This window comes from Saccharopolyspora gregorii, assembly GCF_024734405.1.
In the GTDB taxonomy this organism is placed as follows: domain Bacteria; phylum Actinomycetota; class Actinomycetes; order Mycobacteriales; family Pseudonocardiaceae; genus Saccharopolyspora_C; species Saccharopolyspora_C gregorii.
Window position 1 is genome coordinate 1,701,240 of record NZ_CP059556.1, and the last position, 18,216, is coordinate 1,719,455.

The following is an 18,216-nucleotide window of genomic DNA, read 5'->3' on the forward strand; positions in this document are numbered from 1 at the left end:
CCCGTTGCGGGCGTTCGTCAGGCCTTGCGGCGGTAGAACGGCAGTTCCACGACTTCGGCGTCGATGGACTTGCCGCGGATGTCGACCTGCACCGCGGTACCGGGCGCGCTGTGCGCGCGGTCCACGTAGGCCATCGCGATCGGGTGGCCGAGCGTCGGGGACGGGGCGCCGCTGGTGATCTCGCCGATCTCGGCGCCGTCGGCGAGCACCGGGTAGCCGTGCCGGGGCGCGCGGCGCGCGTCCGTGCGCAGGCCCACCAGGGTGCGCTCGGTCGGCGCCTCCGCGACGGCCGCCAGCGCGGCCCTGCCGACGAAGTCGCCGGGCTTGTCCAGCTTCACGACGCGCCCCAGGTTCGCGTGGAACGGGGTGAGCGAGGCGGACAGCTCGTTGCCGTACAGCGGCATGCCCGCCTCCAGCCGCAGCGTGTCGCGGCAGGACAGCCCCGCCGGGACCAGTCCGCGCTCGGCCCCGGAGTCGGTCAGCGCGCGCCACACCGCGGGCGCGTCCTCGGGCGCGGTGAACAGCTCGAAGCCGTCCTCGCCGGTGTAGCCGGTGCGCGCCAGCAGCACCTGCTTCCCGGCGACCTCGCTGGGATACCCGGCGTAGTACTTCACGGTGGACAGGTCGGTGCCGGTCAGCGGCGCCAAGATCGACACCGACTCCGGTCCCTGCACGGCGATCAGCGCGTACTCGTCGGAGACGTCGCGGTGCGCGGCGTCGAACTCGGCGATGCGCTCGGCGAGCTCGGCGGAGACCACGGCCGCGTTGGCCGCGTTGGCGACCACCAGGAACCGCTGCTCGTCCAGCCGGTAGACGATGAGGTCGTCGAGCACGCCGCCCTCGGTGGTGCACAGCATGGTGTAGCGGGCGCGACCCACCGTGATCGCGGACGCGTTCGCGACGAGCGCGTGGTCCAGCGCGGCGGCCGCCTCCGGGCCGCTGATCTCGATCTCGCCCATGTGCGAGAGGTCGAACAGCCCGGCCGCGGTCCGCACCGCCTGGTGCTCGGCGGTGTCCCCCGAGTAGCGGACCGGCATCCGCCAGCCCGCGAAGTCGGTGAAGTGCGCGCCGAGGGACTCGTGGACCTCGTGCAGCGGTGTCCGTCGCGGAGCTGGGGGCGACGACGTCATGGTGCGGAACTCCTCCTGGTGGGCACCGATCACGTCCGAGGGGGACCGGTTGCGGCCACTTCCAGCAGAAACCATATCCGGGGTCCTCCGACGGCGATGGGCGCGGGCGTGCGCTGCCGGTCTCCCCGGAGTCATTGGCCTGAGAGTTTCACCGCGCACGAGGGCGGCTTGCACCGTGGGCGAGGGACACGGGTCCCTGCTTTTCTCCGTGATCGCCTGCTGTCGCGCGGTAGCGGGGCCTGAGAGTTTGGTGGGGAGGATTGCTCCTTCGGCGCTGCACCCAGGAATCGCATCCTGCACGGACCAGGGGCTCCTGGCGGGGCGCAGACTCTCCCGCACGACGTCGTCGGCGTTGTAGTCCGGTGTTGTGTTGTGCTCCGGAACGCTACGGAGATCACACAGCGCAGTCAACCGAACGTGAGCGTGATCCCGTCGCCGCGCGCGGAGTTCAGCGCTGCGGGAACAGCCGGGCGTGCTGGGCGCGGAGGCCGTCGACCAGCGCCCGCAGCGCCAGTTCGAAGCTGTCGTCGTCGATCTCGGCGGCGTGCTCGCGCAGCAGGTGGGCGCCGTGCAGGTGCGGGAACCGCTCGTCGTAGACCTCGGCGTCGTCGACGAACCCGCCCGCGAACGAGCCCATCGCCGCACCGAGCACCAGGAACTTGGTGGAGGCGCCGATCATCGTGGCGTACCGCTGCGGCCAGCCCGCGCTGGTCAGCCCGCCGTGCACGGCGTCGGCGCGGCGCAGCGAGGTCTCCCGGCGGGCCGGTCCGGACGCCATGAACGGCACCAGGTTGGGGTGGGCGGCGAGCGCGGCCCGGTAGGAGCGGGCCCAGCGGGTGAGGCCGGTGGGCCAGTCGATGTCGAACCCGCTGGTGTCGACGGTGCCCATCACGCCGTCGGCGACGTCGTGCAGCAGCGCTTCCTTGGTGGCCACGTGGTTGTAGAGCGAGGCGGCGCGGACGCCGAGGGAGTCGGCGAGCCTGCGCATGGACAGCGCTTCGAGGCCCTGGTCGTCGATGATCGCCAGCGCGTGTTCGCGGATGCGTTCGCGGGTGAGTTGGGGGCTCTTGGGTCTGCCCATGCCGCGCTCCTGCCTGCTGCCCGCTGCCGGTCGGCGCCCCCTCGGTGGGCGCCGTGCCCGTCCGCGTCCGCTGCGGATCGTGTCGATCAGTGTCCGGTGCGCGGCTCTTGCCGCGGTGCGCGGGGTGGTCCTAGAGTCCAAAACTAACGACGTTAGTCGTCAGGTGTCCAACGGCGGACGACCGTGCCGCCCGCACCGGCGGCATCCTCACGGAGGTGGACGATGGTCAACGACGACGAGTCCCCGGAGCGGGTCGAGCCGCACACCACGCTGTCGCTCGCCTCGGTCCTCGCCGAGCCGGCGCGGCTGCGCCCGGCGCACCCCGCGGTCGTCGAGGGCGAGCAGCGGGTGACCTACGGCGAGCTGTGGGAGCAGGTCCGGGCGCACGCGGCCGCGCTGCGCGCTCGCGGGATCGAGCCGGGCGACCGGGTCGCGATCGTGGCGCCCAACGTGATCGATTTCGTGCGCGCCTACTACGCGGTGCTCACCGCGGGCGCGGTCGTGGTGCCGGTTCCGCTGCTGCTGGTCCCGGACGAGGCGGCGTATCTGCTGCGCAACTCCGGCGCGAAGCTCGTCGTCGGGCACACGAGCCAGCTGGCGCTCGCCGCCGAATCGGCGCGCCGCGCCGGCATCCCGCTGGTCTCGATCGGCCCGTCGGTGCCCGGCCCGGAGACCCCGGACTCGCTGAGCGAGGCGGCGGCCGCGGCCGAACCGGAACGCTCCTTCGCCACCCGCGCGCCCGACGACCCCGCGGTGATCTTCTACACCAGCGGCACCACCGGCAGGCCGAAGGGCGCGGTGCTCACCCACCTGAACCTGGTGCTCAACGCGACGGTGAACGCCTTCGACGCCAACGACACCCGCCGCGAGGACCTGGTCCTCGGCTGCCTGCCGCTGTTCCACGTCTTCGGGCAGACCGTCTCGCTGAACACCACGTTCCGGGCGGGCGCGACGCTGGTGCTGCAACCCAAGTTCGACCCGGCCGAGGCGCTGCGGCTCATCCGGGACCACCGCATCACCCAGCTCAACGGCGTGCCCACCATGTACATCAGGATGCTGGAGGCCGCCGGGGACGACGACGACCTGTCCTCGCTGCGGATGTGCGTGTCCGGTGGCGCGGCGCTGCCGGTGGCGGTGCTGGAGCGGTTCCAGCGGCGCTTCGGCGCCCCGATCCACGAGGGCTACGGGCTGTCCGAGACCTCGCCGACGGCCACCGTGAACCAGCCCGCGTTCGGGCCGCGCGCAGGCACCGTCGGGCACGCGCTGTGGGGCATCGACGTCGAGATCGCCGAACCGTCCGTGGAGGACCGGATCGAACTGCTGCCCGCCGGGGAGACCGGCGAGGTCGTGGTCCGCGGCCACAACGTGTTCGCCGGGTACCTGGACGACCCGGAGGCCACCTCGGCGGCGCTCGTCGACGGCTGGTTCCGCACCGGCGACATGGGCGTCAAGGACGCCGAGGGCTACCTGGCCATCGTGGACCGCAAGAAGGACCTGATCATCCGCAACGGCTACAACATCTACCCGCGCGAGGTGGAGGAGCTGCTGATCCGGCACCCCGCCGTCGCGCAGTGCGCGGTGATCGGCCTGCCCGACCCGGGGCGTGGCGAGGAGGTGTGCGCGGTCGTGGTGCCCGAACGCGGTGAGGACCCGGACGAGGCGCTGGGCAAGGCCATCATCGCCTGGGCCGCGGAGCAGACCGCGCACCACAAGTACCCGCGCCGCGTCGTGTTCGTCGACGAGCTGCCGCTGGGTCCCAGCCACAAGGTGCTCAAGCGGGAACTGCGCAGCCGCATCGCCGAATCCTCCTGACCCCCGACCTCGCCACACCGACCTCGCCACACCGACCTCGCCACACCGGCCTCGCCGAAAGGACCCGCCACCGATGGTCGACTTCTCCCTGTCCGAGACCGAACGCGACATCCGCGACTGGGTGCGCACGTTCGTGCAGCGCGAGCTGGTGCCGCTGGAGCCGGAGGTGCTGCGCCGCGAGCGCGACCACGAACGCGGCCTCACCCGCGAGGAGCTGGCCGAACTGCGCAAGAAGGCGCGCGACGCCGGGTTCTGGGGCGTGCAGACCCCCGAGGAGTACGGCGGGATGAACCTCTCCGCCGTGCTCACCGCGCTGATCGAGATCGAGCTGGGCCGCACCTTCGTGCCGTTCAGCTTCGGCGGCTACGCGGACAACATCCTCTACCACGCCAACGAGGAGCAGAAGCAGCGCTACCTGGTGCCCACCATCGAGGGCGAGCGCAAGTCCTGCTTCGCCATCACCGAGCCGGGCGCGGGTTCGGACGCCAAGAACCTCCGCACCACGGCCCGCAAGGACGGCGCGGAGTGGGTGATCGACGGGGAGAAGACGTTCATCACCGGCGGCATCGACGCCGACTTCACCATGGTCTTCGCCGTCACCGACAAGGAGAAGGGCGCCGACGGCGGCGTCACCTGCTTCCTCGCGGACCGGGACGCCGGCTGGAAGTCGGAACCCATCGAGATCATGGGCGAGTGGGACCGCCAGCCCGCCGCGCTGGTCTTCGACGGCGTCCGGGTGCCGGAGGAGAACGTGCTCGGCGAGGTCGGCGGCGGGTTCAAGCTGGCCATGCAGTGGATCGGCCGCGGCCGTTACCTGCTGCCCGCCCGCGCCCTCGGCGGCTGCGAGCGGATGATGGAGATGTCGATGGACTACGCCCGCACCCGGCAGACGTTCGGGGCGCCCATCGCCGACCGGCAGGCCATCCAGTGGATGATCGCGGACTCGGCGGTGGAGATCGAGGCGCTGCGCTGGCTGGTGCTGCAGGCCGCGTGGCAGGTCGACCAGGGCGCCGACTCCCGGCACGCGCAGTCCATCGCGAAGCTCTACGGCGGCACCAGGGCGAACGAGATCGTGGACCGGATGCTGCAGATCCACGGCGGCATGGGTTACACCCGCGAGCTGCCCATCGAGCGCTGGTACCGGGACATCCGGCTGCTGCGCATCTTCGAGGGCACCGACGAAATCCAGCGCCGCACCATCGCCCGCAACCTGCTCAAGGGGCACGCCCAGGTCGGCGGGGTGCTCGGCTGATCCGGCGACGCGGCGGATCGGCCCGGTCACACCCTCGATCGGATGTCCGATTCGCCGGTAACCTGGGTGCAGCGTGATCGACCGGCCCGACTGGGAGCTGCTATGTCGTTGTTCAAGAAGGTGACCGACTTCGCCAAGAGCCCGCAGGGCAAGAAGGCGATCGACCAGGCCAAGCGGTACGCGAGCGACCCGAAGAACAAGGCCAAGATCGAGCAGGTGAAGAACCGCTTCCTCGGCGGTGGCAAGAGCAAGTGACGCACCCCCACGACGGCCCCCGGCGCAGCACCGGCCCGGGGGTCGTCGTGCGGGGACCCGGTGCTCGGATCGTGCCGCGCCGGTGGCGGACCAGGCCGGTGAACCGTGATCAACGGGCTGTGCCGGGGCCGGATCGGCAGTAGGGTTCTCGCGGGCTGATTCCGGGAGCAGGGGCGGTGCGATGGGCCGGGCTTACGTGGTGGGCACGTTCGACACGAAGGCCGCCGAGCTGCGCTACGTCGCCGGGCTCGTCGCCGACGCGGGCGTCGAGGTGATCACCGTCGACGTGGGCACGTCCGGCGCGGAGTCCGCCGATGCCCCCGACGTGTCCGCCGCCGAGGTGGCCGCCGCGCACCCGCGCGGGGCCGCGGCGGTGTTCACCGGTGATCGCGGCACGGCCGTGGTGGCGATGGCGCTGGCGTTCGAGCGGTGGCTCGGCGCGCGGCGCGGTGTGGGCGGGGTGCTGGGCCTGGGCGGTTCCGGCGGCACCGCGCTGATCACCCCGGCGCTGCGGGCGCTGCCGGTCGGGGTGCCGAAGCTGGTGGTCTCGACGGTGGCCTCCGGTGACATCTCGTCCTACGTGGACGCGTCGGACATCGCGATGTTCCCGGCGGTCACCGACGTCGCCGGGCTCAACCGGATCTCCCGCCAGGTGCTCGGCAACGCCGCGCACGCGCTGGCCGGGGCCGTGCGCAACACCGTGCCGGCCGTGGAGCAGCTGCCCGCGGTGGCGCTGACGATGTTCGGGGTGACCACGCCCTGCGTCACCGAGGCCGCGAACCGGCTCGCCACCGACCACGACCCGCTGGTGTTCCACGCGACCGGCACCGGCGGCCGCGCCATGGAGAAGCTCGTCGCCGACGGGCTCGTCGAAGCGGTCCTGGACATCACCCCCACCGAGGTGTGCGACCTGATCGCCGGGGGAGTGATGAGCGCGGGCGAGACCCGGCTGGACGCGATCGCGCGCAGCGGCGTGCCCTACGTCGGCTCCTGCGGCGCGCTCGACATGGTCAACTTCGGGGCGCCGGACACCGTGCCGGAGCGGTACCGGAACCGGTTGTTCTACGAGCACAACCCGCAGGTCACGCTGATGCGCACCACGGCGGACGAATGCCGCGAGATCGCCCGGTTCCTGGCCGCGAAGCTCAACGCCTGCACCGGCCCGGTGCGGTTCCTGCTGCCCGAGGGCGGCGTCTCGCTGCTGGACGTCCCGGGGCAGCCCTTCCACGACCCGGCCGCCGACCGGGCCCTGTTCGAGACCCTGGAGGCGGAGGTGCACCAGACCGAGCAGCGGCGCCTGGTGCGCGTCCCGCACGACATCAACGACGACCGCTTCGTCGAAGCGCTGCTCGGCGCCTTCGACGAGGTCCGCGCGCGAGGAGGACGGGCATGACGCGGTTCGACCGGGAGACCCTGGTGCGCCGGTTCCGGGGCATGGCCGATCGGGGCGAACCGATCATCGGCGGCGGCGCGGGCACCGGGCTGTCCGCCAAGTGCGAGGAATCCGGCGGCATCGACCTGATCGTGCTGTACAACTCGGGCCGCTACCGGATGGCGGGGCGTGGTTCGCTCGCCGGGCTGCTGGCCTACGGCAACGCCAACGAGATCGTCGTGGAGATGGCGAGCGAGGTGCTGCCGGTGGTGCACCGCACCCCGGTGCTCGCCGGGGTCAACGGCACCGACCCGTTCCTGCTCACCGGGCCGTTCCTGGCGCGGCTGCGGGAACTCGGCTTCGCCGGGGTGCAGAACTTCCCGACCGTCGGGCTCATCGACGGCACCTTCCGGGAGAACCTGGAGGAGACCGGCATGAGCTACCGGCTGGAGGTCGACCTGGTCGCCGCGGCCCGGGAAGCGGATCTGCTCACCACGCCGTACGTGTTCTCCGCCGAGGACGCCCGCGCCATGACGGCCGCCGGAGCCGACATCGTGGTGTGCCACCTCGGCCTCACCACCGGCGGATCGATCGGCGCGGAGACCGCGAAGGACCTCGACGACTGCGTGGCGCTGATCGACGAGTGGTCCGTGGCCGCCGCCGACGTGCGGGAGGACGTGCTGGTGCTGTGCCACGGCGGTCCCATCGCCACCCCGGCCGACGCGGCCTACGTGCTGGGCCGCACCAAACGCTGCCACGGCTTCTACGGGGCCAGCAGCATGGAACGGCTCCCGGTCGAGCAGGCGCTGACCGAACGCACCAGGGAGTTCAAGAACCTCAAGCGCTGACGGCGCACGACGACGAGGAGGACGTGATGGCGCGGTCCTACGCGAGCAGGGTGGTCCCGGCGGCGGCCGACGAGGTGTGGGCGCTGGTGCGGGACTTCGGCGGGCTGCCCCGCTGGCACCCCGGCATCGGTTCCAGCGAGGTGGAGAGCGGCGCGTCTCCGGCGGAGCTCGGCGCCGTGCGCAGGCTCGTCGTCGGGGACGGCGGAGTGGTGCGGGAACGGCTCGTGGGCCTCGACGACGCCGCCCGCTCCTGCACCTACGAGATCACCGAGGGCCCGTTCCCGGTGCGCTCGTACCGCAGCACCATCCGGGTGCTGCCGATCACGGCGACCGGCGAGTCGTTCGTGGAGTGGTACGCCGACTACGACGCCGAGGCGGCGCACGAGGCGCAGCTGGACGAGATCTTCGGCGGTGGGGTCTTCGGCGCGGGCCTCAAGGCGCTGGCCGACCACTACGCCGGCTGACCGCCCGGCGCCGGACCGCGGCGCTCCCGCTGCGCACGGACGGGCGTCGCGCAAGCTGCCATTCGGTGGACGACCGGTGTGGGCTAGCCGACAGCTCTCGGCGGCGGCCCGTTAGAGTTCAGCCGTGCCAAGCGAGGAGACAACCCCCGAACGAGCGACGGCCCCCGAGATTTCCGGGACGCAGAGTAACGGCAGGGTGGTGGTCACCGGCGGCTCCGGCTTCGTCGGCCGCGCCGTCGTCCGCGCGCTGACCGGACGCGGCACCCCGGTCACGATCGTCGACGTCCAGGAACCCGCGGAACCCGGCGAGCTCATCACCCACGTGGCGGGCGACCTCACCGACCCCGCGGTCCGGGACGCCGCCGTCACCGAGGGCACCACCGCGATCGTGCACCTCGCCGCGATCACCTCGGTGCTGCGCTCCGTGGACCAGCCCGCCGAGACCTACCGGGCCAACGTCGAGGTCACCCAGGAACTGCTGGAACTCGCGCGGCGGCGCGGCGTCGGCCGGTTCGTGCTCGCCTCCACCAACGCCGTCGTCGGCGACATCGGGCACGGCACCATCTCCGAGGACCTCCCGCTGCGCCCGCTCACGCCGTACGGGGCGACGAAGGCCGCCTGCGAGATGCTGCTGTCCGGTTACGCGGGTTCCTACGGCATCGCCACCACCGCGCTGCGGTTCACCAACATCTACGGGCCCGGCATGGGGCGCAAGGACAGCTTCATCCCGCGGCTGATGCGCGCCGCGCTGGCCGGCGAGGGCGTCGAGGTCTACGGCGACGGTGCGCAGAGCCGCGACTTCGTGCACGTCGACGACGTGGTGCAGGGCATCCTCGCCGCCTGCGACGAGGAGTGCGCCGGGACGGCGATCATCGGCTCGGGGCGCTCCATCTCGGTGCTGGAGCTGATCGACGCCGTGCGCGCCGCCACCGGCGCACCGCTGCCCGTCACGCACGTGCCCGCCAAGAACGGCGAGATGCCCGCGGTGATCGTGGACATCGCCAAGGCGGGCCGCGAACTCGGCTACGCGCCCGCGGTGGACCTGACCGACGGGCTGCGGACCGTGTGGGACGACTTCCGCGCGGCCACCGGGGCGCCGTGACCGCCGCGCCGGCGCGGCACCTCCGCGCGCACTGGCTGCTCGCGCTGCTGCTGCTGCTCGGCGGCGTGGTGCTGCGCGTGCTCGCGCAGCTGGCCTACCGCCCGGCGCTGCTCTACATCGACTCGTTCCGCTACCTCGACGACCTCGGGGTGTTCTACCCGGGCGGCATCAACCCGATCGGCTACGAAGTCCTGCTGCTCGGGCCGCTGCTGCTGATGGGGAACCTGGCGCTGGTGGTCGCGGTGCAGCACCTGCTGGGGCTGGCGCTGGGCGTGGCGATCTACGTGCTGCTGCTGCGGTTCGGGGCCCGGCGCTGGATCGCGGCGCTCGCCACCGCGCCGGTGCTGCTGGACGCCTACCAGGTGCAGATCGAGCACAACATCATGTCGGACCTGCTGTTCCAGGTCCTGCTGCTGGCCGTGATCTTCGTGCTCGCCTGGCGCGGCGTGCCCGGCCCGCGCACCGCCGCGGTCGCCGGGCTGCTGCTGGCCGCCTCGGTGCTGGTGCGGCTGGTGGGGCTCACGCTGGTGGTCCCGGCCGTGGCGTTCGTGCTGCTGGCCGCCGGGCTGCGGCCGCGGGACGGCTGGCGGCCGCGGCTGCGCGCCGCCGGAGCCCTCGCCGGGGTCTTCGCCGGAGTGCTGTTCGGCTACGCGATGTACCACCTGGCGTGGACCGGGAGCCCCGCGCTGGGCGGCTCCACCGGCAGCGTCGTCTTCGGGCGCACCGCCGCCGTCGCCGACTGCGACGCGCTCGGGCTCACCCCGGAGGAAGCGGTGGTGTGCCCGAAGGAGCCGGTGTCGGCGCGGGCCGCGAACGGCATCGACTTCTACATCCACTTCTGGCACGTGCCCGCCAACACGCGCACCCTGCCGGACGCCTTCGACCTCAACGCCGCGCAGAGCGGGATGGCGCGCAAGGTGCTGCTGCACCAGCCGTTCGACGTGCTCGGCGGCTTCGTGCACGACTTCCTCAAGGGCTTCGCGCCTACCCGCACCCAGTCCCCGGGCGACGTGCCGCTGCACCGCTGGCAGTTCAAGACCGAGTACCCGATGTACGCCGACCCCTGGTACGTCACCGAGTGGGCCGAGCTGCACGGCGACGGCACGCTGCGCGCCGATCCCGGGATCGCCGGGTTCCTGCGCGCCTACCAGCTCGGCGGTGGCTACACCCCGGGCATCGTGCTCGGCGGCTGCCTGCTGCTGTCCGCGGCGGCCGTGCTCGGGGCGGGCCGCGCCCGCCGCAGCGGGCTGCGCGCCGTGGTGCTGCTGCCCGCGGGGCTGGCCGCGACGGTGCTGGCCACCGCCGCGGCGATGGAGTTCTCGTGGCGCTACCAGCTGCCCGGCCTCGTCCTGCTGCCGCTGGCGGCCGGGCTCGCCCTCACCGCGATCACCGGCCCGACCCGCTCGTCCGACTCGACGAACACCTGAAGGAGATCACCATGTCCACGACCTTCCCCGACGAGGTCGACCGGGCCGCCCTCGACGGCTTCGCCGAGCGCTACGGCGACCGCCGGTTCGCCACGGTGGTCGTGCTCATCGCCGCCTACGACGAGCAGGACGCGCTCGGCGCCGTGCTCGACGGGATGCCCGCCGAGAGCTGCGGGCTGGACGTGGACACCCTCGTCGTCGTGGACGGCGCCACCGACGACACCGCCGAGGTCGCGCTGCGCCACGGCGCGCTGACCTGCGTGGCCCCCCGCAACCGCGGGCAGGGCGCGGCGCTGCGGCTGGGCTACCGGCTCGCCGCCGAACGCGGCGCCCGCTACCTGGTCACCACCGACGCCGACGGCCAGTACGACATCGCCGAGCTGCCCGAGCTGCTGCAGCCGCTGATCGACGACGAGGCCGACTTCGTCACCGGCTCCCGCACCCTCGGCCGCACCGAGAGCACCGACCTGGTGCGCCGCGCCGGAACCCACGTGTTCGCCTGGCTGGTCAGCGCCCTGACCCGGCAGAAGATCACCGACACCTCGTTCGGCTTCCGGGCCATGAAGATCGAGGTGCCGAACTCGGTGCGCCTGGAACAGCGGCAGTACCAGTCCTCGGAGCTGCTGGTCGGCGTCCTCGCCCGCGGCTACCGGGTGCTGGAGAAGCCGATGACGATGCTGGTCCGCGCCGCCGGGCAGAGCAAGAAGGGCGGCAACCTGCTCTACGGCTACAGCTACGCCAAGGTCGTGCTGGGCACCTGGCTGCGCGAGCGCCGCTCCGCTCCGCAGCCGCAGGACCGCCCGGCCGCCGAGCGGATCAGCGAGCCCGCGGCGGCCGTCCCCGAGCGGTGAAGATGAACCGGTCGATGATCAGGAACTTCACCACGAACATCACCAGGTAGGTCCCGAGGAACGCGCCCCACACGATCGCCACCTGCGGGAGGCGGTCGTGCGGGAACGCGTGCACCGCGAGCCGTTCCGCGCCGCTGGTGGCCAGCGCCGCCAGCAGCGCGGTGCCGATCGACAGCGCCGCGTAGCGCAGGATCTCGCCGCGCAGCGCCGCGCGGCCCCCACCGCCCCAGGTGCGGCGGTTGAGCACGAAGTTCGGCACCGCCCCCGCCAGCCACGCCAGCACCGTGGCGACCACCGGCTGCGCCCAAGCCGCGTAGGAGCCGACGAACACGAGCTGGCTGATGCCGGTGGCGACCACCGAAGCCGCGGCGAACCTGCTGATCAGCCGCCAGTAGTGGCCGCGCCGCGAAGCTGCGCTGTCGGTGGCCTGCTGCACTGCCGCGTCCTTCCCGCCGTGCCTCCGCGTCCGGGGCGGGGCTTCGGGCCCGCACGATACCGGTGCGGTCCCCGTGCTCTCGCTCTCCGCCCGGCGGTGCGTTCGGCTCTTCGTTCCCGGGCCGAAGGATGAGAGCATTCCCGATGTTGTCGGGGCGGGCTCGTGCAGCGCGCCTGGCAGCGCATTCCTACCGTGCCGATCGGTTCCGGGCGTTCGGGTGCCCGGAGAAGAACTGCCACCGCGGTCCTCCCACCGGCGGTGGCGCTGCGATGAACGTAGAGGAGAAGAAGGCGTGCGAATCCTCGTCCTCGGGGGCGACGGCTACCTTGGCTGGCCGACCGCTCTGCACCTGTCCGACCGCGGCCACGAGGTGGCGGTGGCCGACAACTTCGCCCGGCGCGGCTACGACCACGAGATGGGCGTGCAGAGCCTGGTGCCCATCGAGCCGATGCAGACCCGCATCGACGCGTGGCACGAGGTGTCGGGCAAGAGCATCAAGTCCTACTACGGCGACCTGGTCGACGCGGACTTCACCTACGAGATGGTGCGGGACTTCCGCCCGGACACCATCGTGCACTTCGCGGAGCAGCGCGCCGCGCCGTACTCGATGATCGACCGCAAGCACGCGGTCTACACCCAGCAGAACAACGTGGTCGGCAACCTCAACGTGCTGTTCGCGATCCAGGAGATCGACCCGTCGATCCACCTGGTGAAGCTGGGCACGATGGGCGAGTACGGGACGCCGAACATCGACATCGAGGAAGGCTGGCTGGAGGTCACGCACAAGGGGCGGACCGACCGGATGCTGTTCCCGAAGAAGCCGGGCTCCTTCTACCACCTGAGCAAGGTGCACGACAGCCACAACATCGAGTTCGCCTGCCGCATCTGGGGCCTGCGCGCCACCGACCTCAACCAGGGCGTGGTGTACGGGCAGGAGACGCCGCAGACGGCGCGGGACCCGCGGTTGGCGACGCGCTTCGACTACGACGCGATCTTCGGCACGGTGCTGAACCGCTTCGTCATCCAGGCGGTGCTGGGCCACCCGCTGACGGTGTACGGCAGCGGTGGGCAGACCCGCGGGCTCATCGACATCCGGGACACCGTGGAGTGCATCCGGCTGGCGGCGGAGAACCCGGCGGACGCCGGCGAGTTCCGGGTGTTCAACCAGATGACGGAGAGCTTCTCGGTCGGGGAGATCGCGAAGGTCGTCGCGAACTGCTTCGACGGCGGCGTCGAGGTCGAGCACCTGGAGAACCCGCGCGTCGAGCAGTCCGAGCACCACTACAACGTGGTGCACACCGGGCTGGTCGAGCTGGGCCTGGAGCCGCACCTGCTGTCGAACACGCTGATCGACTCGTTGTTCGGGATCGCGAAGGCGCACGTGGACCGGGTGGACCTCGCGGCGATGCGCCCGACGGTGCAGTGGCGGACCGGTTCCAGCCCGATGCGCGCGGACGGCTGAGCGGGCGGAGCCGTCACGGTGACGGAGGCGCGCGGGGCCGCCGTCCCCCGGTTCGTAGCCCAACTGTGCACTGAAAGGCCTGGAATATTCCAAGTTTCGCGTGCACACTGAAGCCACGCGTCGTTGATGCTTCATCGGTGGTGCCGGTCGCCCGCCGATGGGGGTTCAACCGGCCGTTCCCCCGGTTCCCGGGTGGAGATGACGCGGCCATGTCGGTGGCCGCAGGTACGGGGAGCGGCGTCCCGGGCGCGGGAATGCACGGCACTCTCGCACCCGGGGCGCCTACCGCGTGTCGGGGGGCTTCCACACGGCCTACCGAACCGTAGCCCTTTCGTATGACTCACGCGATACGACACGTGGGTAAAGCTGACGCTCCGTGTGTCACCGGTAGCCGCACAACCTCTGGTCGAGAGCCCCGCATGACGACGCCCGCCCGCGAACCCCTGTCGCGGACGGGCGTCGTGCTGCGCGCGCTCAGCTGCCGACCGGCTCGCTCGCCTCTTCCTCCGGCAGCTCCTCCCGCCGGTCGCGCACGATCTGCGCCACCGTGAACGCCAGCGCGGCGACCCAGGCCACCACGATCACCGCGTAGATCACCGCGGGCGCGGGCAGCTCGAACGCCTTGATCAGGGTGCGGGCGTTGGTGAGCACGATCAGCCCGCCCGCGCCCACGCCGATCAGCCGCATCGGCACGATCCGCACCAGGTAGGCCGCCAGCGGCGCGGCGATCACGCCGCCGATCAGCAGCGCGCCCACCGTCGCCCAGGACAGCGGCTCGTCGGCCAGCGAGATGATGAAACCGAGGCTGGCCGCCACCGCGATGAGGAACTCGCTGGTGTCGACCGAGCCCACGACCTTGCGCGGTTCGACCTTGCCGGTGCTCAACAGCGTGGGGGTCGCCACCGGACCCCAGCCACCGCCGCCGGTCGCGTCGACGAAGCCCGCGACCAGCCCGAGCGGCGCGAGCAGCTTCGAGCTCACCCCGGTGAGCTGCTTGCGGCGCAGCGGGCGCAGCGCGAAGCGCAGCAGCACGTACAAGCCCAGCACGAGCAGGATGGTGGACATCCACGGCTCGGCCGCCTCGGTGGACAGGTTGCTCAGCGCGGTCGCGCCGAGGAACGCGCCGACGGCCCCGGGCACGCCGAGGATGAGCACGACCCGCCAGTCGACGTTGCCGAACTTCCAGTGCGAGAGGCCGGAGACGGCGGAGGTGCCGATCTCGGCCAGGTGCACCGAGGCGGAGGCCACGGCGGGCGTGAGCCCGGCCGTGAGCAGGATGGTCGTGGAAGTCACCCCGTAGGCCATGCCGAGGGAACCATCGACGAGCTGGGCGATGAATCCGCCGAGCGCGAAGATCAAGAAGGTCTGCACGATCTCTCCGTGGGTGGCGTGCGCGAGCACCCCGTTCTTCGCGCGCGGGCGCCGGGGTGGTGCGGTGGGTCGGTTCGGGCGCGGGCGGACGCGTCGGGAGGCCCGCGGGCAGGGGAGACGCCGTCGCCGGGGCTCAGCGCGCCCGGATGCGGGCGGCGGCCGTGCGGGTGTTCAGCTGCGGGGTCGACATCCCGCGGAGCTGACGCGCAGCAGGTCGACGTGCAGGCGCTGGACAAGCAGGCCCCACTGGTCACCACGCGTCATGCAGTCAGTGAATCAGATCAAACCTTCGTGCGATACGAGCTTCCCAGAGTGCGGGAGGTTCCGGGCTCGTGGTTACTCGCCGGTTACTTGAGGTCGACAGCCGGGTGAGGGGCCCTGGTGGCGGTGCTTGTGCGCAAGACCACTTTCGGGGCTTCGCGGTCTTGGTCGGTGACCCACCGGGCCTTCGGTGCCGGGGTCGGTGCGCCCTTCTCGCTGCTGGGTCGCGGGGCGCCCGCGGTTCCGGGCGGTCCGCGGCGGACCTCCGTGACCGATGGGCTGCGCTGCGTGGTCGCCGGCTCCGTGCCCAGGGGGAATCACCGATCGCGCGGACGTGATCGCGGCGAGTCGTCGATCTTCTGCCGCCGGTGCCTCGCCGGAGTCGGTGATCGGCCCCGGAAGATCACGGACGTTATCGGATGGTCATCTATTTCAGTCACGCAAAGTGTGCGACTTGCGGCTGATTGCGAGCTGTACATCCACCTAAAGGGCTATCGCTTGATGCTGCCGATGACCCGCAGCTACCTTTTTCGCTGAGAACGTCACGGTTCGATCACGAACAGGACTCGCCCCCGAAGAGTCCACCCGCACCCCCGGCGGGAGTGATCGGACCACCCCCCGAAGACGGAAAGGCGACCATGGCCAAGCACCGGCAGGAGAGCGGCCACACCCCGAAGCCCGCTCTCCGGGAGTCCTTGCTGAACTCCTTCCGGCCGCGTTCCGAGCGCGGCAACTCCCGGGTCCCCGCCCGGAACAAGATCGCCGCGGCCGTCGTCGCGGCAGGCGCGTTCGCCGCCGTCGGCCAGCCGCTGGCCGCCAACGCGGACAAGAGCGACGAGAACCAGGCCGTCCGCCCGGTCGCCGAACAGCACGCCGCCGCGCAGCAGCAGCTCGCGGCCGCCGTGAACGGCACCCCCGAGACCGAGGCCGCGGTCCGGCTGCTCCCGCAGCAGTCCCCCGAGCCCGCGCAGGACGAGGCGCAGAAGGTGGCCAAGGGCCGCGAGATCGCCCAGCAGCGCGCCCAGGCCGCCGCCGACCAGAAGGCGGCGAAGGAGGCCGCGGACGCGAAGGCCGCCGCGGCGAAGAAGGCCGAGCTGGCGAAGGAGGCCGAGGTCCCGGCGAAGCCGGCCGCGGCTCAGCCCGCCAAGGCGGGCGGTGGCTACGTCAAGCCCGCCGACGGCACCTTCACCTCCGGTTTCGGCTCCCGCTGGGGCAGCACCCACAAGGGCATCGACATCGCCAACAGCATCGGCACCCCGATCGTCAGCGTCAGCGACGGCGAGGTCATCAACGCGGGCCCCGCCAGCGGCTTCGGCCAGTGGGTGCGGGTGCAGCACAACGACGGCACGATCACCGTCTACGGCCACGTGAACACGATCGACGTGAGCGTCGGCGAGCAGGTCAAGGCCGGCGACAAGATCGCCACGATCGGCAACAAGGGCCAGTCCACCGGCCCGCACCTGCACTTCGAGGTCATCCAGAGCGGAAGCAAGATCAACCCGCTGCCGTGGCTGCAGCAGCACGGGATCTCCGTGAAGTGAGCCCCGGGGCCGGGCGGCACCACCGCCGCCCGGCCCGCCGGGCACCAGACCGGCCGCCCGAGGTTCGGAGTCACCCCCGACCGTGCCTCGGGTGGCCTTCCCACCGGGAAGACCGGCCCCCGTCAGTCCGTCGTGGACTCGGCGGGGGTTTCGGCGTTCTCCAGCCGTTCGCGCAGCCAGCCGAGGGTGCGCGAGAGCAGCCGGGACACGTGCATCTGGGAGATGCCGATCTGCTCGGCGATCTGCGTCTGGGTCATCGAGCGGAAGAACCGCATCACCAGGATCCGCCGTTCCCGTTCGTCGAGCTCGGCCAGCAGCGGCCGGATCGTCTCCCGGTTCTCCACTTCGGCCAGTTCGGCGTCATCGGACCCGATGGCCGCGCCCAGCGGGATCTCGTCGGTCGCGGTGAGCAGTTCGTCCAGCGAGGCGCTGCGGTAGGCGTTGCCCGCCTCCAGCCCGCGGAACACGTCGTCCCGGCTGATGCCGAGGTGCTCGGCGAGCTCGCTGGGCGTGGGCGCCCGCCCGAGCTCCTGGGACTGCCGGGCGATGGCCGAGGACACCGACAGGTGCAGCTCCTGGAGCCTGCGCGGCATCCGCACCGCCCAGCCGGTGTCGCGGAAGTGCCTGCGGACCTCGCCCATGATCGTGGGCACCGCGAAGGACAGGAAGTCGACGCCGCGGTCCGGGTCGAACCGGTCCACGGCGTTGATCAGTCCGAGGGTGGCGACCTGGGTGAGGTCCTCCTGCGCCTCGCCGCGATGGCTGAAGCGGCGAGCGATGTGCTCGGCCACCGGCAGGTGCTCGGTGACCAGCCGGTCCCGCAACCGGTCCCGGCGCGGGTCGTCCTTCCCCACACCCGCGAGTTCGGCGAACAGGGGCGCCAGTTCGTCGTAGCGTTGATGTCGCGAGTGGGAGGCGTGATCGGAATCCGCCTGCTTCACTCGTGGGCCCGTCCCTTGGTCAGATCGATGCGGACCAAGTGGCCGGTGCCGGAGTCCGCGTCGGATTCCACCGAGGTTGACACACTGTCGGTCAGCGCGCTGAGCACGCGCCAGCTGAAGGTGTCCTCGCGGGCGCCTTGCGCGCGGTCGCTGACCACGGAGGCGGACAGGCTCAGCCCGAGCTCGTCGGTCTGGAACCGGCACACCAGCTGCCTGCCGTCCGAGGCGAGCCGGATCAGCGAGGAGCACGCCTCGTCCACGGCCAGCCGCAGGTCCGCGATCGAGTCGACGTCGAAGTCGGCACGCATCGCCAGGTCCCCGGTCACCGCCCGCAGGACCGACAGCTGGGACGCGTCCGCGGCCACCCGCACTTCGACGACGGATTCGGCCGGGGCGGAGTCGGATCGCGGCGGCGGAGCGGTCCGCTCACCGCGGGCGGGCTGTGGTGCTGACACTGATACACCTCGCTTTGCGCTGGGAGATCTCGTTCCGGGATCGGAGCCCGGCACTGCCTGCCGCACTCCCGATCCCGTTCGCGCACCGGGTTCTGATCGCATCACGCGCCCCCGCGCTCGGGTGCGGCCGGTGCCGCCGCGCGGCGCAGCCGCCT

The 18,216-nt window shown here is 71.8% G+C and carries 18 protein-coding genes and 2 riboswitches; of the genes, 11 read left to right on the forward strand and 7 right to left on the reverse strand.

The window, feature by feature from the left end; genetic code table 11:
- Positions 1 to 17: 17 nt before the first annotated feature.
- Positions 18 to 1,130, reverse strand: a complete 1,113-nt coding sequence (gcvT, locus tag H1226_RS07505) for a glycine cleavage system aminomethyltransferase GcvT (protein ID WP_258348045.1) — start codon at positions 1,128 to 1,130, stop codon at positions 18 to 20.
- A gap of 118 nt (positions 1,131 to 1,248) precedes the next feature.
- Positions 1,249 to 1,347: riboswitch (glycine riboswitch) on the reverse strand.
- A riboswitch (glycine riboswitch) is annotated at positions 1,348 to 1,476 on the reverse strand.
- Between the two features lie 102 nt (positions 1,477 to 1,578).
- Positions 1,579 to 2,211, reverse strand: a complete 633-nt coding sequence (locus tag H1226_RS07510; protein ID WP_258348046.1) for a TetR/AcrR family transcriptional regulator — start codon at positions 2,209 to 2,211, stop codon at positions 1,579 to 1,581.
- A gap of 222 nt (positions 2,212 to 2,433) precedes the next feature.
- On the opposite strand from H1226_RS07510, the gene H1226_RS07515 reads away from it, so the two are divergent.
- From H1226_RS07515 to H1226_RS28095, 9 genes are all read left to right on the forward strand, one after another.
- Positions 2,434 to 4,023 carry a long-chain-fatty-acid--CoA ligase gene (locus tag H1226_RS07515; RefSeq protein WP_258348047.1) on the forward strand — a complete coding sequence of 530 codons (1,590 nt, stop codon included), beginning with the start codon at positions 2,434 to 2,436 and terminating at the stop codon, positions 4,021 to 4,023.
- 73 nt (positions 4,024 to 4,096) lie between these two features.
- A complete protein-coding gene (locus H1226_RS07520) occupies positions 4,097 to 5,275 on the forward strand; it encodes an acyl-CoA dehydrogenase family protein (protein ID WP_258348048.1) in 1,179 nt (392 codons plus the stop codon).
- Positions 5,276 to 5,377: 102 nt separating this feature from the next.
- Positions 5,378 to 5,530 carry a hypothetical protein gene (locus H1226_RS07525; RefSeq protein WP_224959969.1) on the forward strand — a complete coding sequence of 51 codons (153 nt, stop codon included), beginning with the start codon at positions 5,378 to 5,380 and terminating at the stop codon, positions 5,528 to 5,530.
- A 181-nt stretch (positions 5,531 to 5,711) separates the two neighbouring features.
- A complete protein-coding gene (locus tag H1226_RS07530) occupies positions 5,712 to 6,923 on the forward strand; it encodes a Tm-1-like ATP-binding domain-containing protein (protein ID WP_258348050.1) in 1,212 nt (403 codons plus the stop codon).
- On the forward strand, positions 6,920 to 7,750 hold the full coding sequence (locus tag H1226_RS07535; protein WP_258348052.1) for a phosphoenolpyruvate hydrolase family protein: 831 nt from the start codon (positions 6,920 to 6,922) through the stop codon (positions 7,748 to 7,750). The genes H1226_RS07530 and H1226_RS07535 overlap by 4 nt, the downstream gene beginning before the upstream one ends.
- Before the next feature lie 26 nt (positions 7,751 to 7,776).
- Positions 7,777 to 8,214, forward strand: coding sequence for an SRPBCC family protein (locus H1226_RS07540; protein ID WP_224959966.1), 438 nt, complete (start codon positions 7,777 to 7,779; stop codon positions 8,212 to 8,214).
- 196 nt (positions 8,215 to 8,410) lie between these two features.
- A complete protein-coding gene (locus H1226_RS07545) occupies positions 8,411 to 9,316 on the forward strand; it encodes an NAD-dependent epimerase/dehydratase family protein (protein WP_258348054.1) in 906 nt (301 codons plus the stop codon).
- A complete protein-coding gene (locus tag H1226_RS28090) occupies positions 9,313 to 10,743 on the forward strand; it encodes a hypothetical protein (RefSeq protein ID WP_309148790.1) in 1,431 nt (476 codons plus the stop codon). Before H1226_RS07545 ends, H1226_RS28090 begins: the two co-directional genes overlap by 4 nt.
- A gap of 11 nt (positions 10,744 to 10,754) precedes the next feature.
- Positions 10,755 to 11,594, forward strand: a complete 840-nt coding sequence (locus H1226_RS28095) for a glycosyltransferase family 2 protein (RefSeq protein ID WP_309148791.1) — start codon at positions 10,755 to 10,757, stop codon at positions 11,592 to 11,594.
- On the opposite strand, the gene H1226_RS07555 is transcribed toward H1226_RS28095, so the two are convergent.
- Positions 11,560 to 12,030, reverse strand: coding sequence for a GtrA family protein (locus tag H1226_RS07555; protein ID WP_258348056.1), 471 nt, complete (start codon positions 12,028 to 12,030; stop codon positions 11,560 to 11,562). The two genes, H1226_RS28095 and H1226_RS07555, sit on opposite strands and share 35 nt — an antisense overlap.
- Before the next feature lie 292 nt (positions 12,031 to 12,322).
- Here H1226_RS07555 and H1226_RS07560 point away from each other — a divergent pair, with 292 nt between their 5' ends.
- On the forward strand, positions 12,323 to 13,492 hold the full coding sequence (locus H1226_RS07560; protein ID WP_224959962.1) for an NAD-dependent epimerase/dehydratase family protein: 1,170 nt from the start codon (positions 12,323 to 12,325) through the stop codon (positions 13,490 to 13,492).
- A gap of 474 nt (positions 13,493 to 13,966) precedes the next feature.
- Here H1226_RS07560 and H1226_RS07565 read toward each other — a convergent pair whose 3' ends face one another.
- Positions 13,967 to 14,863, reverse strand: coding sequence for a sulfite exporter TauE/SafE family protein (locus H1226_RS07565; protein WP_258348057.1), 897 nt, complete (start codon positions 14,861 to 14,863; stop codon positions 13,967 to 13,969).
- Positions 14,864 to 15,034: 171 nt separating this feature from the next.
- Positions 15,035 to 15,127, reverse strand: a complete 93-nt coding sequence (locus H1226_RS28250) for a putative leader peptide (protein ID WP_373690029.1) — start codon at positions 15,125 to 15,127, stop codon at positions 15,035 to 15,037.
- A gap of 635 nt (positions 15,128 to 15,762) precedes the next feature.
- Between H1226_RS28250 and H1226_RS07570 the strand changes: the two genes are divergently transcribed.
- On the forward strand, positions 15,763 to 16,665 hold the full coding sequence (locus H1226_RS07570; protein WP_258348058.1) for a M23 family metallopeptidase: 903 nt from the start codon (positions 15,763 to 15,765) through the stop codon (positions 16,663 to 16,665).
- A gap of 122 nt (positions 16,666 to 16,787) precedes the next feature.
- On the opposite strand, the gene H1226_RS07575 is transcribed toward H1226_RS07570, so the two are convergent.
- Positions 16,788 to 17,606 (reverse strand): SigB/SigF/SigG family RNA polymerase sigma factor, encoded by an 819-nt coding sequence (locus tag H1226_RS07575; protein ID WP_258348060.1) that lies wholly within the window; start codon positions 17,604 to 17,606, stop codon positions 16,788 to 16,790.
- Positions 17,603 to 18,061 carry an ATP-binding protein gene (locus tag H1226_RS07580; RefSeq protein ID WP_308011308.1) on the reverse strand — a complete coding sequence of 153 codons (459 nt, stop codon included), beginning with the start codon at positions 18,059 to 18,061 and terminating at the stop codon, positions 17,603 to 17,605. The genes H1226_RS07575 and H1226_RS07580 overlap by 4 nt, the downstream gene beginning before the upstream one ends.
- Positions 18,062 to 18,216: the final 155 nt, after the last annotated feature.